We start from the raw sequence: 18,221 nt of genomic DNA on the forward strand, positions 1-18,221 counted from the left end.
GTGTGGAGCTGACGAATACTAATCGGTCGAGGGCTTATCCTAAAAAAGTTTGCATGGACCCATACATCCGGCAGACAGCAGCAAAGGCTTTCAGCAGCCATTCTCTTTCGTATCCAGTTTTCAGCGTGCAAAACATACCATTTTACATACTGATATTGACGGTTTGGGCAACAAATATGGAGCTGTGGTGTAGTGGCCTAACATGCCTGCCTGTCACGCAGGAGACCGCGGGTTCGAATCCCGTCAGCTCCGCCATTGAATGAACGATCTGGCTAACATTTTTGTTGGGGATTAGCCAAGCGGTAAGGCAACGGACTTTGACTCCGTCATTCTCAGGTTCGATCCCTGAATCCCCAGCCATTTTTATGCGGAAGTGGCTCAGCGGTAGAGCATCGCCTTGCCAAGGCGAGGGTCGCGGGTTCGATTCCCGTCTTCCGCTCCATCATTTCTAACCAAAGCATCTTGCTAAGCAGGATGCTTTTTTTGTATATCCAGCAGGGGAGGGAATGCTTCAATGCGTAAACTGGTTTTTTTTGTAGGAGGAGCAGGTGCGGGCAAGACGACGCTTGCGAAGGCTGTGGCAAGGAGAAGCGGTGCAGCATTTTTTGATATGGATACACTTCTTCGTCCAGCGGCTGTCGCGCTTATGACGCAAGCAGGACTTGATCCTAGTGACCGGGATTCTGCCGCATACAAGGAGCTTTGCCGAGATCTAGGCTACCGTATTACAATGGATGCCGCTCTAGAGAATATTGCAATCGGGACGGATACGCTGGTCATTGGTCCATTTACGAAAGAAACAGAGACCCCGGATTGGATCGAGCAGGAGCTCTCAGCAATCGGGGCCTCATTAGGTGATGTTGATGTAAAGGTTGTGTTTGTTACGCTTCCAGACGAGCAGCTTTATTACAGCCGTATCTCTCAAAGAGATTTAGAGATCGATCGGTGGAAGCTCGAGCACTGGAGCGAGTTCAGCCAATCACTTGTGAAGCGAGAGCTGAAATGGAGTATTCCAGCAGCGGCAGTGCTTTATTTTGATAATTCCAAGCCGTTAGACCAAGAGGCTTTAGCCGTTTTGGAAGCTTTTATTTACGGTGCCGCAACTTGACTCATGTTACTCTGCAGCGGGTTTGCTATTGTTCAGCTGTTGATAAACGGCTCTCGTCTTAGCAGGGTCTTGCTTATTATAAATAACGTACAAGCCGTCCAGCTTAATAAAGATGTAAGGTGGCTTATTTTTGAATATATAAAGCTTGGCTGCTCCCAGTTCCTCTAAGGAGAAATTACCGCGAGCATACTCAGCCGTTGCTGCCCCGTTGGTTCGGAAGCCGCTCGGGACAGTCTCCTCGAGCGTAAGCTCTTGAATATCGTTCAGGTGGAAGCTGTAATCGTACAAAGGATAATCGATAATAACCTTGCCGTCTTCCTGAATGAGCAGTGCAGGCGATGTATGGTCCGCTCGAACCGCCATCGCGGCAAGCGGCAATACGATGATGACGGCAAGCACCATCCCGCCGTATTGCATCCATTTTCCAGTACGGGTTGCCATGTTGAAGGTTGTCCCTATGCCGATGCGTTTAGGTACCATGACGGACTGATCATTAGGGTTAAAATAGGTCGAGCCGTTAATCCAGTATTCGTCGTCATCGGTCAGAATACCTTGGCCGTCTGTATCAGCCAGACTTTCCTCAAGAGAACGAACCTTATTATGTACGTAGAATATCGCCCCAAGAGGAACCAGAGAAACCATAACGATACCAATTACCCATAAGTCAAAGTTAGACGAGCTGCCTTGCGTCAAAATCGTATAAGCGATAATGGCGTTAAGACTCTCAAATATGGCCATGCCTAACCATAGGACAGACCAGTAGCGCTTTGCCGCTCGATTGATAGCCGCATTGATATCTTGATTATCGCTGTAGATTTTCATATTCATATTGCGAAAAGCTCCATAAATGCCGAATAGAACGATCGTCATGATGAGTGAAGCGACTCCGGTCATTTTTAACAGCAGGTTGGCATTGGAAATAGAAGCGATAATCAGGCTCATAGAAATTAAAGCAGGAATTAAAAACCAGTGTGGAGAGATGACCCCGGCTTTTTTCAACAGGTTGATCTTAGTATCAATACGGACGATGCGCTTTTCTCCGACAAACCAGTCCTTTTCTCTTTTGAGGGCGGTGGTCAGGCGATGAAATTTGTTGAACGGAAGCTTGGCGGTGTAGAGAAATGCTGCAAACCATATAAACGTATAGATAAAGGCCATAGAGAAGTAGTCCGCGAGCAAAAATAGAGGTGTGATGCTAACAAAGGCAATAATACCGAATCGTGTATAAGCGCGCTTGTAATCAGACTTCAGCTGTTTAATGGAAGCATCCTCCAAGGCGTGCGATGGGAGCGTAACGCCAAACAAAATGGAGCTGCCCGTCCTTGCTTGATTCAGATAAAGGACAAGAATGATAATGTAAGCAATTACGGTTGGTATAATTAGCATCAGATTGTTCATTAAAAGTAATTCCTCCTATTCAGGTAAGGGGTGGTTTTTAACGGCAGCTGCTGCAAAAATGCTGGAGCAAATAAACATGAATTCCTCGCGTCCGACTCCTTTAAGACAAGCCTCTGAAATAACTAGCGTTAAATCGCGTTCCAGCTTCGCATTGAAATCAGAATTTCTGATGCATTCCGTCGCCACCTTGGCGCCGTGTCTGCGATCGATGGAGATGAAGCCTTCGTTTTTCAAAATGGTATAGGCCTTGTTGACGGTCATGGCATTCACGTCCAAATCATCTGCCAGCTGTCTTACCGTCGGTAGTTTCTCCCCGTGGACCAATCCGCCTACGCCAATTCCGATGACGATTTGGTTTCGAAGCTGAACGTAGATTGGAATTTCGCTATTATAGTCTAATGTAATAATCATCGGATCACCTCTTGCAATAAAGTATTGTTTGTATTGCAGATAATAATACAAATAAAATAGGATGTCAAAAATCCAGCTGGAAAATTTGGACAGACTATGTCATCTAAAGCTATAATAAACGAGGGTGCTCAAGCACATTGTATGAGAAAAATAGAAGAACAATCCTATAAATAACTTCAAGGAGCAGCTAATATGATACGATTTGGTGTGATCGGAACGAACTGGATTACGGAAGCATTTATTGATGCGGCACGCGAGGTGGAGGGCTTCGCTTTAAAGGCGGTTTATTCACGTAAAGAGGAGACAGCAAGCGCATTTGCCTCCAAGCACGGTATCGCTCATATTTTTACAGATGTAGAGGAGATGGCTGCAAGCGGTGAGATCGATGCTGTATATATTGCAAGCCCGAACTCCTTCCATAAGGATCATGCGATTGCCTGCATGAATAAAGGCATTCACGTGCTGTGCGAGAAGCCGATGGCTTCGAATGTGAACGAGATGCGTCAAATGATCGCTGCCGCACAAGCGAACGGCGTATTGTTGATGGAGGCACTCAAATCAACGCTGCTTCCCAGCTTTAAAGCCATTGAACAAAATGTGCAAAAGCTAGGTACGGTGCGTCGATATTTTGCGAGCTATTGCCAGTACTCCTCGAGATATGACGCATACAAGTCCGGTACGGTGCTCAATGCGTTTAATCCGGCTTTTTCGAATGGGGCCTTGATGGATCTGGGCGTTTATTGTATCTACCCGCTGGTGGCGCTGTTCGGCAAGCCGGACGTTATCAAAGCAACCGGTGTCATACTCGAATCCGGCGTCGATGGGGAGGGAAGCATCGTGCTGCAATATAAGAGTATGGATGCAGTCATTATGTATTCGAAGATTACACACTCCTTGATTCCTTCAGAGATCCAAGGGGAAAATGGCAGTATGGTTATTGACAAGATCAGTGAAGCTGGAAAGGTCGAAATTCAATATCGGAACGGAACGATTGAAGATATTTCACAGCCTATGGGCAGTAAATTGATGTACTACGAGGCTAAGGAGTTTATTGAGCTAATTCAGGCTGGTAAAACGGAGTCTTCGGTAAATACCTTTCAAAATTCGATAGCCACGATGGAAATTATGGACGAGGCAAGAAGACAGATCGGACTGGTGTATCCAGCAGATTCTGTTGTATTGTAATCATTCGACCGATGGAATGGATTTTTTCATCGCCCCCATTTTCCGGAGTCAGTTGTATCGCTATCTCACCTTAATGCCTGACCATGGACGATAACGTCGGTGGTCTTTTTTTTTACAAATTAAGTGGAGAGGGAGTGGAATTTATGTATCACGAGCTTTATGGGACAGCTTGTTTTTTGGTTAAAAATTTATACCTAATTACTTGAAATTTGGTTATGGAATACTTGAAGATTTTATGGAATAATTAATTAAGATTAAAGTCCTTGTTAAGAGCAAAATTGTCGAAAGCAACGACGCAAAGCCAACAGGCCTAATAGGTATTTCTTAAGGTGACCGGGTTATCGAAGGATGAATAACGATTATTGCAGTTATTGCTGGATTAACTCTTCCTCCAAACATCAGGTTGACGCATATTTTATACATAGGAAGGGAACTCGAAAAGTGGAACAAAATATTATGCGTCAAACGGGCAGCGACAACCGGTTTGAGGTTGTTCAGAAAATAGCCAATTTGGGTTATTGGGAATTTGATCATGTGCGGCAGAAGGCTTCATGGTCCCATCAAATGTTTGTTATTTGTGGAATTGACAATGACTTCCCCGTGAGTGAGGAGGCTTTCTTCGGTCTGATATATACTGAAGACCGCGATCGCGTACTCCAAAATTTCAAGTTATCCCTTGAAACGAAAGAAACTCTCGATAGCGAGTTTCGGATTGTCCGTCCAAATGGAGAGATGCGAGACGTGTTGTCTCACATCAGCCACGTCAAGGATGCTAATGATGAAGTAACAATCACAATCGGAACGATACAGGATGTAACCGAAGGCAAGAGATTGCAGCATCGTTTAACTGTAGAAGAGCAAAACTATAAATCATTATTCGAAAATAATCCAAACGCTGTCTTTTCGTTTGACTTGGATGGTCGTTTTTTGTCGTGCAATTCTGCTCTTGAGAAAATGTTCGGCTATAGCAAAGAGGAAATTATAGGCGGCAGCTTTCATCATTTTGTTGCTGAAGAAAGCCTCGAGATGACCATTCATCAATTTGAGGAATCCGTGAGGACACGCGCTCCGCTAAACTATGACACGACCGGCGTCACCAAGGATGGCGAGATTATAGAGGTAAATGTGACGAATATTCCGATGATAATCAACGATGAATTAATCGGAATTTACGGCATTGCTAAGGACATTACGCAACAGAAGCTGGTAGAGCGTTCTCTTAGAGAAGCGGAAATGAAATATCGAAGCATCGTAGAGCAATCGCTCGTAGGCATTTTTATCGCGCAGAAGGATCGGTTTGTTTATACGAATAAGCAGTTGGACATTATGATGGGTTATGACACATTAATAGGTTTATCGGTTATTGAAATGATTCATAGCAATGACCGGAAATCGATAGCTGGCCAGATATCGGAGCTAGGGGTAGGTGAGTCATTAACGGATCTGTGTCATCGGGTAATAAGGCGGAATGGAAGTATTATCATTTGCGAGGTTCATTATAAGTGCATAACTCACCTGGGTGAGAGAGCTATCATCGGAACCGTATTGGATATTACCGATCGGAGCAAGACGGAGGAGCAGAACCATTATCTCGCTTATCACGATTATTTGACGCAGCTTCCTAATCGGAGGATGTTCGAGGAGGAGCTCGAGAAGCAGCTTAAAATCTGTGAAGTTTACAATCAAAAGCTAGCTGTTCTATTGCTTGATCTGGATCGGTTTAAATATATCAATGATACATTAGGACATCCGATAGGAGATACATTGCTGAAGCGAATAGCCGATAGGTTGAAAGGCTTTTCGAGTAACGGTAAAATAGCTTACCGTCTCGGTGGAGATGAGTTCGCCATCGTCATAACTGATTTTCATATGCAAAGTGAAGTGACGGCTATTGTCAATGCTGCCATTCAGTTAATTAAGGAGCCCTTCCTTGTAGAGGGATTCGAGCTTAATCTTACCGTCAGTGTCGGCATTAGTCAGTCGCCTGAGGATGGACAATCTGTTGAAAGCCTGATGAAAAATGCGGACACGGCCTTGTATTATGCCAAGTCAAGCGGAAGAGACCAGTCCCAGAGCTACTCTTCTTCATTAAACGTACAGACATTTAAGCTGTTTGCTCTAAGCAACGACCTGCGAAAAGCGCTAGCTAAGGGTGAGCTTTACCTGCAGTACATGCCAAGGGTGCAATCGCATTCGATGAAAATTGTTGGAGTCGAGGCATTGCTGCGTTGGAATCATCCGGACTGGGGACAGGTATCACCTGCGGAATTTATTCCGATCGCGGAGGAAACGGGGCTAATCGTTCCGATCGGTGAGTGGGTACTGCGCGAAGCGTGCAAGCAGTGCAGGAAATGGAAAAGTATGGGGCTGCCCGCGATCACCGTATCCGTGAACTTTTCTGTGAAACAGCTGCTGCAGCAAAATATATTGCAGATCATTGACCAAGTCATTGAGGAAACTGGCTTTTCTCCTGATCGCTTGGAAATTGAAATTACGGAAAGCTCTTTTATTAGCAATGAGAAGGTCATAACAGAGCTTTTGGTTGAATTGAGGAAACGAAAGATTAAAGTTTCGCTCGATGATTTTGGAACAGGCTATTCCTCACTTTACTTGCTTAAGCAATTGAGTCTGGATACGATTAAGATTGACCGCTCCTTTGTTGAGGAGATGCTTGCGGAGCAATCTAACAAATTTATTATTCAAAGCATTATACAGTTAGCGCTAGGATTGAACATGCAGGTCGTAGCAGAGGGCGTTGAGACAGAAGAGCAGTTCAACTATTTACGTGAGCTGCGTTGTGATGAAATACAAGGTTATTACTTTAGCAGACCAGTTAATCCGGAGGTTATTGTGGAATATTTAAAAGATAACTCCCGTTTAATGCCGGCTGCGCTTTTGCGTAAAAAAGTGCCGATCATCAATCGCCGAAAATACTTTCGAATCGAGCTAGAGTACAGTATCATTGCTGAAATGACGATTTCGATGTTCAAAGGAAGAAGGGTGAGTCTTGGAAGCACAGAAGTATTTGTCGTGAATATCGGTTCTGGCGGTCTTCGATTTATGGTCGGTGTTAAGCTGCCGGTAAACAGCGATATTTTATTGAAGTTTAAGACTCAAATCATGAATCAAATGTATGAAATACATGGCTTTATTGTCTGGACAAATGAAATAGACGATAAGATTTATGAATATGGGGTGCAATTTCAAATGAAGGAAGTTGAGCATGCAGAGCTGGTCAATGGACTGAATATATTGGCGATTAAGCAGCTCGAGGGCATCCTGCCGCAAACGCAAAATGATATAGGTGACCCGGTGCTGCGTATAAAGGAGCTGCAAAGGCTGAAATAAGTGAACTTCATAGAGATAGGAAATAAAGCATCCTGCAATCGGCATCGACCGGCAGCGGGATGCTTTGTTTTTTTTGCCAAAATCAGTTTTGTCGCATCGGCCAATGGGTAATAGGAAATAGTAGTAAATGTAAAGGAGGGGATTCGCGTTGAAATTAACGCCTGAGCAGCGCATTCAACTGCATGGCTTCAATAATTTGACGAAGTCACTGAGCTTCAACATGTATGACATCTGTTATACGAGAACGAGGGAAGAGCGCGAAGCATATCTCGCTTACATTGACGAGCAGTATAACTCAGACAGGCTGACGAAAATTTTGAACGGGGTGTCGGATATTATAGGGGCCCACGTGCTTAATATAGCGAAGCAGGATTACATTCCGCAGGGCGCGAGCGTGACTCTGCTCGTATCGGAGGGACCCGTCGATGAGGCGCCTACGGAATCTTTTGAAGAGTCTCCTGGCCCCTTGCCTGATTCAGTCGTTATGCATTTGGATAAAAGTCATATAACGGTACATACTTACCCGGAATATCACCCGAATGAAGGAATCAGCACGTTTCGAGCTGACATCGACGTATCGACTTGCGGTGAGATTTCACCGCTTAAGGCGCTCAACTACTTGATTCATTCGTTCGATACGGACATTATGACGATTGATTACCGGGTGCGCGGCTTCACGCGCGACATTAGCGGCCATAAGCTGTTTATCGATCATGACATCAATTCGATTCAGAACTATATTCCGAAGGAAGATTGCATCCTCTATGACATGATCGACGTTAATATTTACCAGGAGAACATTTTCCACACGAAATGTAAGCTAAAGCGGTTCGATTTGAACAATTATTTGTTTGGGTATACGAAGGATACATTGTCCGAGCAGGAGCAAGAGGAAATTACGAGAAGTCTGAAAACTGAGATGGACGAAATCTTTTACGGAAAAAATATAAGGAGCTGATCCCATTATGCCGAGCACTTCCACGAAGAAGCAGGTAAATCCGCCGCAGCATCAGAATCATCAGCCAGGTTATGAATCGGAAATGAAGCCGCTGCCGGTCTATGAAACGGAAACGTATAAAGCGGCTGGCAAGCTGAAGGGGAAAACAGCGATTATTACGGGCGGCGACAGCGGAATTGGCCGTGCGGTTGCCGTTGCATACGCGAAGGAAGGCGCGGACGTTGCCATTGTTTATTTGAATGAGCATGAGGACGCGAAGGCTACGAAGGAAGCGGTAGAGAAGGCGGGAGCGAAATGCATGCTCATTGCTGGAGATATCGGGGAGGAAGGCTTCTGCAAGAGTGTAGTCGACCAAACGGTTACGGCATTCGGCAAGCTGGATATCCTTGTGAATAACGCGGCGGAGCAGCATCCGCAGCAGAAGCTTGAGGATATTACCTCTGAGCAGTTGATCGCTACGTTCCGGACGAACGTATTCAGCATGTTTTATCTTACCATTGTTGCCCTTCCGCATTTGAAGGAGTCCAGCGCGATTATTAATACAGCTTCGATTACGGCATATCGAGGAAATCCATCGTTGATTGATTACTCGGCAACCAAAGGCGCAATCGTCTCGTTTACACGAGCTCTTGCGGTTAATGTAGCCGGGCAGGGCATCCGGGTTAACGGAGTAGCACCAGGTCCGATTTGGACGCCTCTTATTCCTTCGACCTTCGATGAGCAGGCTGTAGCTACATTCGGCTCCGACACGCCGATGATGCGGCCGGGCCAGCCGCATGAGCTGGCGGCCGCCTACGTCTATTTGGCTTGTGAGGATTCAAGCTATATGACGGGTCAGTTTCTTCATATTAATGGCGGAGAAGTCGTTAATGGTTAATTGTCAGCTCACAAGAAGCCATGCAGCTTCGCATAATTTCCCCAGTGCGGCGTCTAATTAATCCCGATTTTCTCTTCTCCATCAGCGGAGCCACATCATGGCTTGTACCTATCGGTGGAGCTGCGTTTGATTCTTCAGCAATGAAATGTCGCAGAATTGTTCCTTTAGAACAACGGAAGGCGATTTTTTTTTGGAAATGGGGCTCATTTGACTAGGGGGTGCACATTGGATACAATGCAAGCTATAGCAAGATTTAACAGGCGGTATTGGAATGAAAGGGAGACGATGATTCATGAAAGAATTCGAACAACATTTAGATAAGTATGCGGAGCTGATCGTACGGATCGGCGTAAATGTACAGCAGGGGCAAGAGGTATTCGTAACGGGCGCTGTCGACAATGCAGAGCTGGTCAGGCTCGTGGCAAACAAGGCGTATGCAGCAGGGGCAAGCAACGTTCATGTGGAGTGGACCGATGATTCGCTGTCCAGATTGAAGTATGAAAAAGCGGCAGATGAGGTGTTTACTCGGTATCCGGCTTGGGAGACCGATAAGCGCAACTCATTTGTTGAGCGCGGGGCGGCATTTATTTCCATCGTTTCTTCCAGTCCGGACTTGCTGAAAGGGATCGATTCCGGACGAATTTCCAGCTTCCAGAAGGCTTCCGGCGAAGGACTGAAGGAATTCCGCCGAGCGATTCAATCGGATAAGGTAAGCTGGACGGTTGTTGCCGCTGCCAGCAAGAAGTGGGCGATGAAGGTGTTCCCCGAAGCGGAAGAAGCGGAAGCGGTCGAACGGCTGTGGACGGCGATTTTCAATTCTGTAAGACTTCATACGGATGATCCGGTTAAAGCGTGGGAAGAGCATAATGCCAACCTGCACAGCAAGGGTGAGAAGCTGAACGAAAATCGGTTCCAGAAGCTGCATTATACCGCTCCAGGTACTGATCTGACGATTGAACTGCACGAGAAGCATATTTGGGTTGCTGCGGGCAGCACCAACATAAACAATGTTCCGTTCATGGCTAACATGCCGACGGAGGAAGTCTTCACAGTTCCGCTGAAGACAGGCACGAACGGTTACGTATCGAGCACGAAGCCGCTAAGCTATGGCGGCAATATTATTGACCGGTTTAAGCTGACATTTGAGAGTGGCCGCATCGTGAAGGCAGAGGCTGAGGAGGGCCAGGACATTTTGCAGAAGTTGATTGATATCGATGACGGCGCGCATTACCTTGGCGAGGTCGCGCTTGTCCCGCATCAGTCTCCGATTTCGCAATCGAACATTTTGTTCTACAACACACTGTTTGACGAGAACGCATCGAATCATCTCGCGATTGGAAGCGGCTATGCTTTCAACATTGAAGGCGGTAAAACAATGTCGCCGGAGGAGCTTGAGGCGCACGGCGTAAACGCAAGTATTACGCATAACGATTTCATGATCGGCTCTGCCGAGATGGATATCGACGGCATTCGTAGTGACGGAACGGTTGTTCCGATCTTCCGCAAAGGGAACTGGGCAATTTAATAGCGCAAGCTTTTATAAAAGGTTGTCTTGGAGAAGCGGCGGCTGCTTCACGGCTACCTTTTTTTGTTTTTTTCTGGGATTCGTTACAGATATCTTAGGACTTTCCAGTGCCCTGTATGACGTTTGTCATGTCTTCTTATTGACGTTTATGACTACAGCGGCATGACGCTTTTGTTTACAATAGTTATAGAATAGTACGTTAGACGTTCAGGGTAGTCTCCAAGCGTCATATTAAGGAGGAATTAGTTAATGACAGAGCCGAAGCAAGCTCACTTAAAAAAAGAAGTTGCCCCTTTTGAAAAAACGGATTTAAAATCGAGCATCAGACAGATGATCAATACCTTAATTCCGCTCGTTCTGCTCTGGTATGCCGCTTATTATAGTCTTTCAGTTTCGATTTGGCTTACGCTTGCATTAGGGATGGTTACTTCAGGGTTTGTCATTCGGACCTTCATTATCTTCCATGACTGCTGTCACGGGTCGTTCTTCAAAAGAAAAAAGGCTAACGATATCGTAGGCACGATTACCGGCGTTCTTACGCTCGTTCCATATATGCAGTGGAAAAACACGCATGCCATCCATCATGCGACCAGCAGCAACCTCGACAAAAGAGGCGTTGGCGATTTATGGATTTTAACAGTAGATGAGTATAAATCGGCTTCTTTCGTAAAACGTATGGCATATCGCGTTTACCGGAACCCGCTTGTCATGTTCGGCATTGGACCGATCGCTGTATTTCTTCTTCAATATCGCTTCAACCGTAAAGGTGCAAGACGCAAGGAAAAGCTGAACACTTACCTGACTAACGCTCTGATTGTTGGCTTGTATGCGCTGCTTATCTGGGCGATCGGCTGGCAGGCGTTCGTTATCGTACAGGGCCCGATTTTCTTCGTATCCGGTCTGTTGGGTATATGGCTGTTCTACGTGCAGCACCAGTTCGAGGATTCTTATTTTGAAAGTGAAGACGAGTGGAGCTATGTGAAGGCTGCCGTAGACGGAAGCTCGTATTATAAATTACCGAAGGTATTGCAATGGATAACAGGCAATATCGGTTATCATCACGTGCATCATTTGAGCCCGAAGGTGCCAAATTATTACTTGGAGGAAGCGCATAATTCCACGCCTCCCCTTCACAAAGCAACGACGATCACGATCAAGGAAAGCTTAGCATCGCTCAATTTTCACCTTTGGGATGAGACAGACAAGAAGTTTATCAGCTTCCGGGCGATGAAGCGCAATCTGCGGAGACCGGAAGCTGCTTCGGAGAAGCTTAAGAATCCTCGTCCAAGTTTCCAGGGAAAATAATTACGTAAGATAAGCAGTGTGTTAATATAGAAGGATAAACGTTATAAGCTAGTCGGCTCTAGCGGAAAAAAAAGGGTGGACGACCATGAATAAGTGGTATCAAATTTTTCAAAAAAGCACAGGTCTAAACCCTTATGTATGGGTCGTCTTCTACATCCTCCCTTTTTACTTTATTTTCCGGTCCTCCTCACCGTATGAGGTTGCTTCCGGGATCGTTATGATCATTCTTTTCTTTATATGCTACCGGCAGTCCTTCGTCTCGAAGGGCTGGCTCGTTTATTTCTGGACTAGCGTGCAAATCGTCATTTCAATCGCAATGACTTTGCTTTTCAGCTACGTCTATTTTTCGGTTTTTTTGGCTTTTTTTATCGGCAATATTCAGAATCGCGCCGGATTTATTACACTGTACGCGATACACCTGGCCAGTACGTTTATTACGGTCAATTATGGCTTCGCAACGCAGAACTCACTCTTTTTCACACAGTTTCCGTTCATTCTTATTAGCCTTATTGTTGTTATTCTATTACCTTTCAACACGCACAGCCGCATTAAGCAGGAGCAGCTTGAAGGCAAGCTGGAGGATGCGAATAAACGGATTTCAGAGCTGGTAAAGCTGGAGGAGCGTCAGCGTATTGCGCGGGATTTGCATGATACGCTTGGTCAGAAGTTATCCTTGATCGGCCTGAAGAGCGATTTGGCGGGAAGATTAATGAGTACAAATCCCGAAAAGGCGCAAGCCGAGATCGATGATGTTCGTCAAACGGCAAGAACGGCTTTGAAAGAAGTACGGGAAATGGTTACGCAAATGCGGGGTACGCGGCTTGAGGATGAGCTGTTCCGTGTGAAGCAAATTTTAAAGGCGGCAGAAATCGAATTTGAATTTGAGGGCGATGTGCAGTTGGAGGATACCAATGCCATGACGGAAAATGTTCTCAGTATGTGCTTGAAGGAAGCGGTCACGAATGTCGTTAAGCATAGCGGCGCTCATCATTGCTCTGTTACGATCGATTCTTCCCGTACGGAGGTCGTAATGCAGGTGAAGGATAACGGCATAGGTATCGCTGAGAAAGCGAAAAACTATAGGGGACATGGACTTCAAGGCATGAAGGAAAGGCTGGAATTCGTGAATGGAAGCCTCGAAATTGTATCGAAGGATGGTACAATGCTCATCATTACCGTGCCGAATGTGATAAGGCAAGTATAATGAAATGCCTGGAAAGGAGCTGAGGGAGGTGATTCGAATCGTCATTGCGGAGGACCAGCGCATGCTGCTGGGCGCCCTCGCTTCCCTGCTTGATTTGGAAGAGGACATGAAGGTCGTTGGGAGAGCAAGCAACGGAGAAGATGCGATTAAGCTCGTTCATGAGTATAAGCCAGATATTTGCATGATGGATATCGAAATGCCTGTGAAAACGGGGCTTGATGCGGCGGAGGAGCTGAAGGGACATGACTGCAAGGTCATTATTCTGACGACGTTCGCGCGGTCCGGATATTTTGAGCGGGCGCTTAAGGCTGGGGTTAGCGGCTATTTGCTTAAGGACAGCCCGAGCGAGGAGCTGGCGAACTCGATTCGCAGCGTCATAGATGGCAAACGAATTTTCGCATCTGAGCTTGTTGATGAGGCCTATGGACAAGAAAATCCTTTGACCGAACGGGAGAAGGAAGTGCTTGAGCTTGTCGCAGACGGCAAGAATACGAAGGAAATCGCAAGCGAGCTGTTCATTACGACAGGGACCGTCCGGAATTACATTTCCGTCATCCTGGATAAGCTGGACGTCAGCAACCGTATTGAAGCTATTACACGCTTTAAAGAAAAGGGCTGGTTTAAATAAACGAGACTGCATTGGCCGAAAGCTGAACTGAATCGTTATCGTTACGCTGCTGAGACGAGTGAGTCGTCCTGAGCGGCGTTTTTTATTTTCAAGAGTTAGAGGTGTAGTTTATGGATAGAGTAAAAGGGAAGGGAGCTATTGAGATGAGCTATAATCATTTAACGCTGCATACGGATAAGTACCAAATCAATATGATGTATGCGCATTGGCTGCAAGGAAGTCTGCACGATAAAGCAGTTTTTGAGGTGTTTTTTCGCAAGCTTCCCTTTGGCAATGGCTTTGCTGTATTTGCGGGCTTAGAGAGAGTCGTGGAATATATTCGCTCCCTTCGTTTCGGGGATGAGGAGCTTGCTTACCTGCGGTCGCAGGAGGAGAATTATAAAGAAGAATTTCTGGAGGAGCTGCGGGAATTTCGGTTCACCGGCAATCTGTTCTCCGTGGAGGAAGGGACACTGGTGTTCGCGAACGAGCCTCTGCTGTGCGTGGAGGCGCGCATATTCGAAGCCCAGCTGGTAGAGACAGCTATATTGAATTTTGTGAACTATCAAACGCTCATTGCGACGAAGGCGGCGAGAATCAAGCAGGCTGCTCCTGATGAGGTGTTGATGGAGTTCGGTACGAGACGCGCGCAGGAGGCTGATGCCGCAATTTGGGGTACACGGGCGTCCTATATTGCCGGGTTTCATGCGACCTCCAACATGCGGGCGGGTATGCTGTTCGGCATTCCAGCCAAGGGTACTCATGCTCACTCCTGGGTGCAGGGACATGACACGGAGGAGGAAGCATTTCGGGCCTACGCGGAGTCGCTTCCCGATTATGTCACACTGCTGGTAGATACCTATCATACGCTTAAGAGCGGTATTCCTAATGCGATAAAAATTGCACGTTTGCTGGAGGAGAAGGGGAAACGAATGAATGCGATCCGGCTCGACAGCGGAGATTTGGCATACCTTTCGCAGGTGGCGCGCAAAATGCTTGATGAAGCGGGATTCCCTTACGTACAAATCGTGGCGTCAAACGATCTGGATGAGCACATTATTGTCAATCTTAAATCGCAGGGCGCAAGGATCGACTCGTGGGGTATAGGCACGAAGCTTATTACCGCTGCCGATCAGCCGTCGCTTGGCGGCGTGTACAAGCTTGTTGCGAGAGAGAAGAATGGCGCCTATGAGCCGGTCATTAAAATTTCGGGCAATCCGGAGAAGGTATCGAATCCAGGCTTTAAGCAAGTATTCCGCATTATGAATAAAGAAACCGGAAAAGCGGAAGCGGATTACATCACGCTAAGGGAAGAGCGGCAGGTGCAGGGGGGCGGACGAATAAAGCTATTTGATCCCGCTCATCCGTACATAAGTAAATATGTGGACAACTATGAGGCGCTGCCATTGCTAAAACCGATTATACAGGAGGGTGAGCTTGTGTATGAGCTGCCCGCCCTTGCTGATATTCGAGCTTATCATGTCCGCCAGCTCGGTCAATTTTGGCCGCAATATTTGCGGATACTGAATCCCGAGGCTTATCGCGTTAATTTAAGTGAAACGGCGTGGCAGCTGAAAATGAAGCTTATTGGAGAGCATGAAAGCTAGCAGCTCTAGCCTTCATTTAATGCACATAGATGTCGACTTGCGGCACGGATAATGGTCGGTCATTAGCCCAGAAAGATTTACATTGCACTGCTTACAGCAGATTGGACGAATTAGCTGCAGCTTTGATCGCTGCGAAGTACATTGTGCAATAGATTCATACTAATTTTTGCTATTCCTAACTAATCTGAATGGATCTATTGCGTTCAATATAGCAGACTCTAAGCAGAATTCCGAATTTCTATAGCTCGCAGCATCATAGTTGATGCGCTCTTATTTCCCTCTTCCCTTATGTATAAACCGATGGTTCCCTCCTAAAAAAGTAGTAGTACTGCTAATAAAAAGGCGAGCGCTGTACGCTCACCTTCTCCTCGTCCACCCGAAAACCTTCATACGGATCGATTCGCATCGCTTCCTCAAGCGCCTCTTTGGTGGCCTTCCAATTTTCCTGCTCGTAGTAGACTGTCGTGCGCACGAACCAGGCTGCCACATTTTCCGGATCGCGCCTAAGCGCTTCTCCTGCCCAGTTAAGGGCTTGATCATAGCTTTCCATTCGCAAGCACACTTGGCTAAGCAGCGCATAGGCATAGCTTTCGAACGTTCAAAGGCTACACTTTATGTAGATTTATCTACTTATGGGATTGACTTTTTATTTTTGAAAAATATGTCGGACGAAGTCGTTAATTGCTGGTATACTTTAGTAAAAGTGATATCTCTGCTTGAACGGGACCGTTGAAGGATTTACATTTTTGGGGTTTTGAGGTGCTGAATGAACGCTTTATGTAGGTTCGCGATCGTCTTTGTACTTTCGCTGGTGATTGTACTCCCTTTTCTAGTTGCGCCGACGCATGCTTTAACGGATGCCCCTGTGACGAAGATTACAGAGTGGGAGATGATGTGGGAGGCAGATCCGGAGCGTACGATTGAGGATATATCTGCTGATGCAGAAAGTAATAAATGGAAATTATACTCGGAGGGAGACGGGCTGCCTCCCAAACCAGCGCAAGTAGATTATGCATGGCTCCGTTTCCAGCTTCCTGAGCTAGATTTAGCGAGACCAGCGATATTAATAAGTAAGCTTATCGGCAAAGAAGTTGTTATATATATTGATAATAGAGTTGTTTATGAATCGAACCGGATTTATCCTTATTATAAGAATGAAATATTACTCCAGTTAGATGCCGATGAAGCAAATAAGACGGTTTATATTTTATTATTTAGTGATGTAAAATTGGCAGGATTAGAAGAAGGCATTCAAGTTGGCGAAAGTCAGACGCTAAGCAAGCAATTTTTATCTCTTGAAATGTTTGATGTTATTCTAGGTGCGGCGTTAATATTTGTAGCTTTTGCTATGCTTTTCAGTATTATTTTTTTAAACAAGTCATTTTTAGCCAGTTGGGCTTCGTTGAGTGTAGTTATTTTCTCAATTGGCGTTATGATCATTACTTACTCTTCTTTTTTTCATACCGTATATAGCGAATTTGGTTTTATAGCTTATCATTCTTTCGATTTCGCCACAATTTTATTAATGCCTGCTATTTTCTTCTTTTTTGAAAGTATATTTGGCCGAGGTCCTTACGGACTTATTACACTTTTTAGAAAGATTCAGATGGGTTTAGCATCATTTAATGCCTTTATATTAGTAATAGGCATTTATTCAAACTCAACTGCTATTTATTTTCAAATTGCGTCAATTATAACGTTCGGCTTCTCGGTCATTATCGGAAACCTTCTGTTGTTTATTTTTCTTATCAGGTATTGTTTGCAAAAAAATAAAGAAGCCATTATTTTAACAACGGGTTTTGGACTTTTTGCATTAGTCGGCGTATCAGAAATGATATGGTATTTCATCCGGGGCATGAATTATGAATTATTTTTATGGAAATGGGGCATTTTAAGTTTTATTGCATCCCTCATTATTATATTAGCGAGAAGAATATTACAAAATTACGAGCAAGTCGTTGAATATTCAAAGCAACTGGAAGTTATAAACAATGAGCTCCAACGATCAGAGAAGATGGAGATTATTAGTCAGTTGGCTGCATCTATCGCTCATGAGGTGCGCAATCCGTTGCAGGTGACGAGAGGATTTCTTCAGTTGCTTCGCACTAAGGCCACGAGTGTCAAGGATGAGAGCTTTATGATGCTGGCAATAGATGAATTAGACCGGGCTTCGGAAATCATTACAGATTTTTTGACGTTCGCCAAGCCGCAGCTGGAGCAGACAACGCTTCTAAATATTGCTGAGGAGCTTCAGCAAATTGTGGGAATATTACACCCTTTGGCGACTATGCAGGGCGGTGTTATCGAGGTTGATATAGCAGGCAATCTATACGTGCACGGAAATTCCACGAAATTCAAGCAAGCTCTAATCAATATTATCAAAAACAGTATCGAAGCATTGGAGCAGGACGGAGTTATTTCAATACGAGCCTATAGGGATAACGACTCTAATCAAGTCTTCATCTGCATAAAAGACAACGGTGAGGGGATGAGCGAAGCTGATCTTCAAAGATTAGGCGAGCCATACTATTCTAAAAAATCAAAGGGTACTGGACTCGGATTAATGGTTACCTTCCGAATTATTGAAGTCATGGAGGGGGAAATCGAGTTTTTTAGCCATAAAGGCGTTGGCACGGAAGCTATTATTCAATTCCCTTCCGCGAAATAAATAGCGCTGATTGCTCATTG

Annotated in this window: 14 protein-coding genes, 3 tRNA genes and 1 riboswitch; of the genes, 14 read left to right on the forward strand and 3 right to left on the reverse strand. The window is 45.5% G+C overall.

Annotation, left to right across the window (positions count from 1 at the left end; all coding sequences use genetic code 11):
- Positions 1–178 precede the first annotated feature (178 nt).
- The 4 genes from ACO9K6_RS12655 to ACO9K6_RS12670 all read left to right on the forward strand — a co-directional run bounded on the left by ACO9K6_RS12655 (position 179) and on the right by ACO9K6_RS12670 (position 1,108).
- Positions 179–255, forward strand: a tRNA-Asp gene (locus tag ACO9K6_RS12655).
- Positions 256–285: 30 nt separating this feature from the next.
- A tRNA-Gln gene (locus ACO9K6_RS12660) sits at positions 286–360 on the forward strand.
- Between the two features lie 7 nt (positions 361–367).
- A tRNA-Gly gene (locus ACO9K6_RS12665) sits at positions 368–442 on the forward strand.
- A gap of 72 nt (positions 443–514) precedes the next feature.
- Complete coding sequence (locus ACO9K6_RS12670; protein ID WP_424767928.1) at positions 515–1,108, forward strand: P-loop nucleotide/nucleoside kinase family protein; 594 nt, start codon at positions 515–517, stop codon at positions 1,106–1,108.
- Positions 1,109–1,114: 6 nt separating this feature from the next.
- Here ACO9K6_RS12670 and ACO9K6_RS12675 read toward each other — a convergent pair whose 3' ends face one another.
- Together ACO9K6_RS12675 and ACO9K6_RS12680 are read right to left on the reverse strand one after the other, a co-directional pair.
- The gene (locus ACO9K6_RS12675; protein ID WP_424767929.1) at positions 1,115–2,506 is read right to left on the reverse strand and encodes a DUF5808 domain-containing protein; all 1,392 of its coding nucleotides are present in this window, start codon (positions 2,504–2,506) and stop codon (positions 1,115–1,117) included.
- 15 nt (positions 2,507–2,521) lie between these two features.
- Positions 2,522–2,917: a GntR family transcriptional regulator gene (locus tag ACO9K6_RS12680; protein ID WP_424767930.1), complete on the reverse strand. Its 396-nt coding sequence runs from the start codon at positions 2,915–2,917 to the stop codon at positions 2,522–2,524.
- A gap of 192 nt (positions 2,918–3,109) precedes the next feature.
- On the opposite strand from ACO9K6_RS12680, the gene ACO9K6_RS12685 reads away from it, so the two are divergent.
- The 9 genes from ACO9K6_RS12685 (at position 3,110) to ACO9K6_RS12725 (ending at position 15,533) form a co-directional block, all read left to right on the forward strand.
- Positions 3,110–4,102 carry a Gfo/Idh/MocA family protein gene (locus tag ACO9K6_RS12685; RefSeq protein ID WP_424767931.1) on the forward strand — a complete coding sequence of 331 codons (993 nt, stop codon included), beginning with the start codon at positions 3,110–3,112 and terminating at the stop codon, positions 4,100–4,102.
- Between the two features lie 261 nt (positions 4,103–4,363).
- Positions 4,364–4,448: riboswitch (cyclic di-GMP riboswitch) on the forward strand.
- A gap of 95 nt (positions 4,449–4,543) precedes the next feature.
- On the forward strand, positions 4,544–7,450 hold the full coding sequence (locus tag ACO9K6_RS12690) for an EAL domain-containing protein (protein WP_424767932.1): 2,907 nt from the start codon (positions 4,544–4,546) through the stop codon (positions 7,448–7,450).
- Between the two features lie 148 nt (positions 7,451–7,598).
- Positions 7,599–8,408: an adenosylmethionine decarboxylase gene (gene speD / locus ACO9K6_RS12695; RefSeq protein WP_424767933.1), complete on the forward strand. Its 810-nt coding sequence runs from the start codon at positions 7,599–7,601 to the stop codon at positions 8,406–8,408.
- Positions 8,409–8,415: 7 nt separating this feature from the next.
- Entirely contained in the window at positions 8,416–9,285 is an 870-nt protein-coding gene (locus ACO9K6_RS12700) for an SDR family oxidoreductase (RefSeq protein ID WP_424767934.1), read from the forward strand.
- Between the two features lie 292 nt (positions 9,286–9,577).
- A complete protein-coding gene (locus ACO9K6_RS12705) occupies positions 9,578–10,810 on the forward strand; it encodes an aminopeptidase (RefSeq protein WP_424767935.1) in 1,233 nt (410 codons plus the stop codon).
- Positions 10,811–11,059: 249 nt separating this feature from the next.
- Entirely contained in the window at positions 11,060–12,115 is a 1,056-nt protein-coding gene (gene desA / locus ACO9K6_RS12710) for a Delta(5) desaturase DesA (RefSeq protein WP_424767936.1), read from the forward strand.
- An 85-nt stretch (positions 12,116–12,200) separates the two neighbouring features.
- Entirely contained in the window at positions 12,201–13,319 is a 1,119-nt protein-coding gene (locus ACO9K6_RS12715) for a histidine kinase (protein WP_424767937.1), read from the forward strand.
- 28 nt (positions 13,320–13,347) lie between these two features.
- Positions 13,348–13,947, forward strand: a complete 600-nt coding sequence (locus ACO9K6_RS12720; RefSeq protein ID WP_424767938.1) for a response regulator — start codon at positions 13,348–13,350, stop codon at positions 13,945–13,947.
- Between the two features lie 143 nt (positions 13,948–14,090).
- Entirely contained in the window at positions 14,091–15,533 is a 1,443-nt protein-coding gene (locus ACO9K6_RS12725) for a nicotinate phosphoribosyltransferase (RefSeq protein ID WP_424768039.1), read from the forward strand.
- A 331-nt stretch (positions 15,534–15,864) separates the two neighbouring features.
- On the opposite strand, the gene ACO9K6_RS12730 is transcribed toward ACO9K6_RS12725, so the two are convergent.
- Positions 15,865–16,083 (reverse strand): tetratricopeptide repeat protein, encoded by a 219-nt coding sequence (locus ACO9K6_RS12730; protein WP_424767939.1) that lies wholly within the window; start codon positions 16,081–16,083, stop codon positions 15,865–15,867.
- A gap of 216 nt (positions 16,084–16,299) precedes the next feature.
- Between ACO9K6_RS12730 and ACO9K6_RS12735 the strand changes: the two genes are divergently transcribed.
- A complete protein-coding gene (locus tag ACO9K6_RS12735; RefSeq protein WP_424767940.1) occupies positions 16,300–18,201 on the forward strand; it encodes an ATP-binding protein in 1,902 nt (633 codons plus the stop codon).
- Positions 18,202–18,221: the final 20 nt, after the last annotated feature.

The sequence above is a fragment of the Paenibacillus praedii genome (assembly GCF_049725345.1).
Classification (GTDB): Bacteria; Bacillota; Bacilli; order Paenibacillales; family Paenibacillaceae; genus Pristimantibacillus.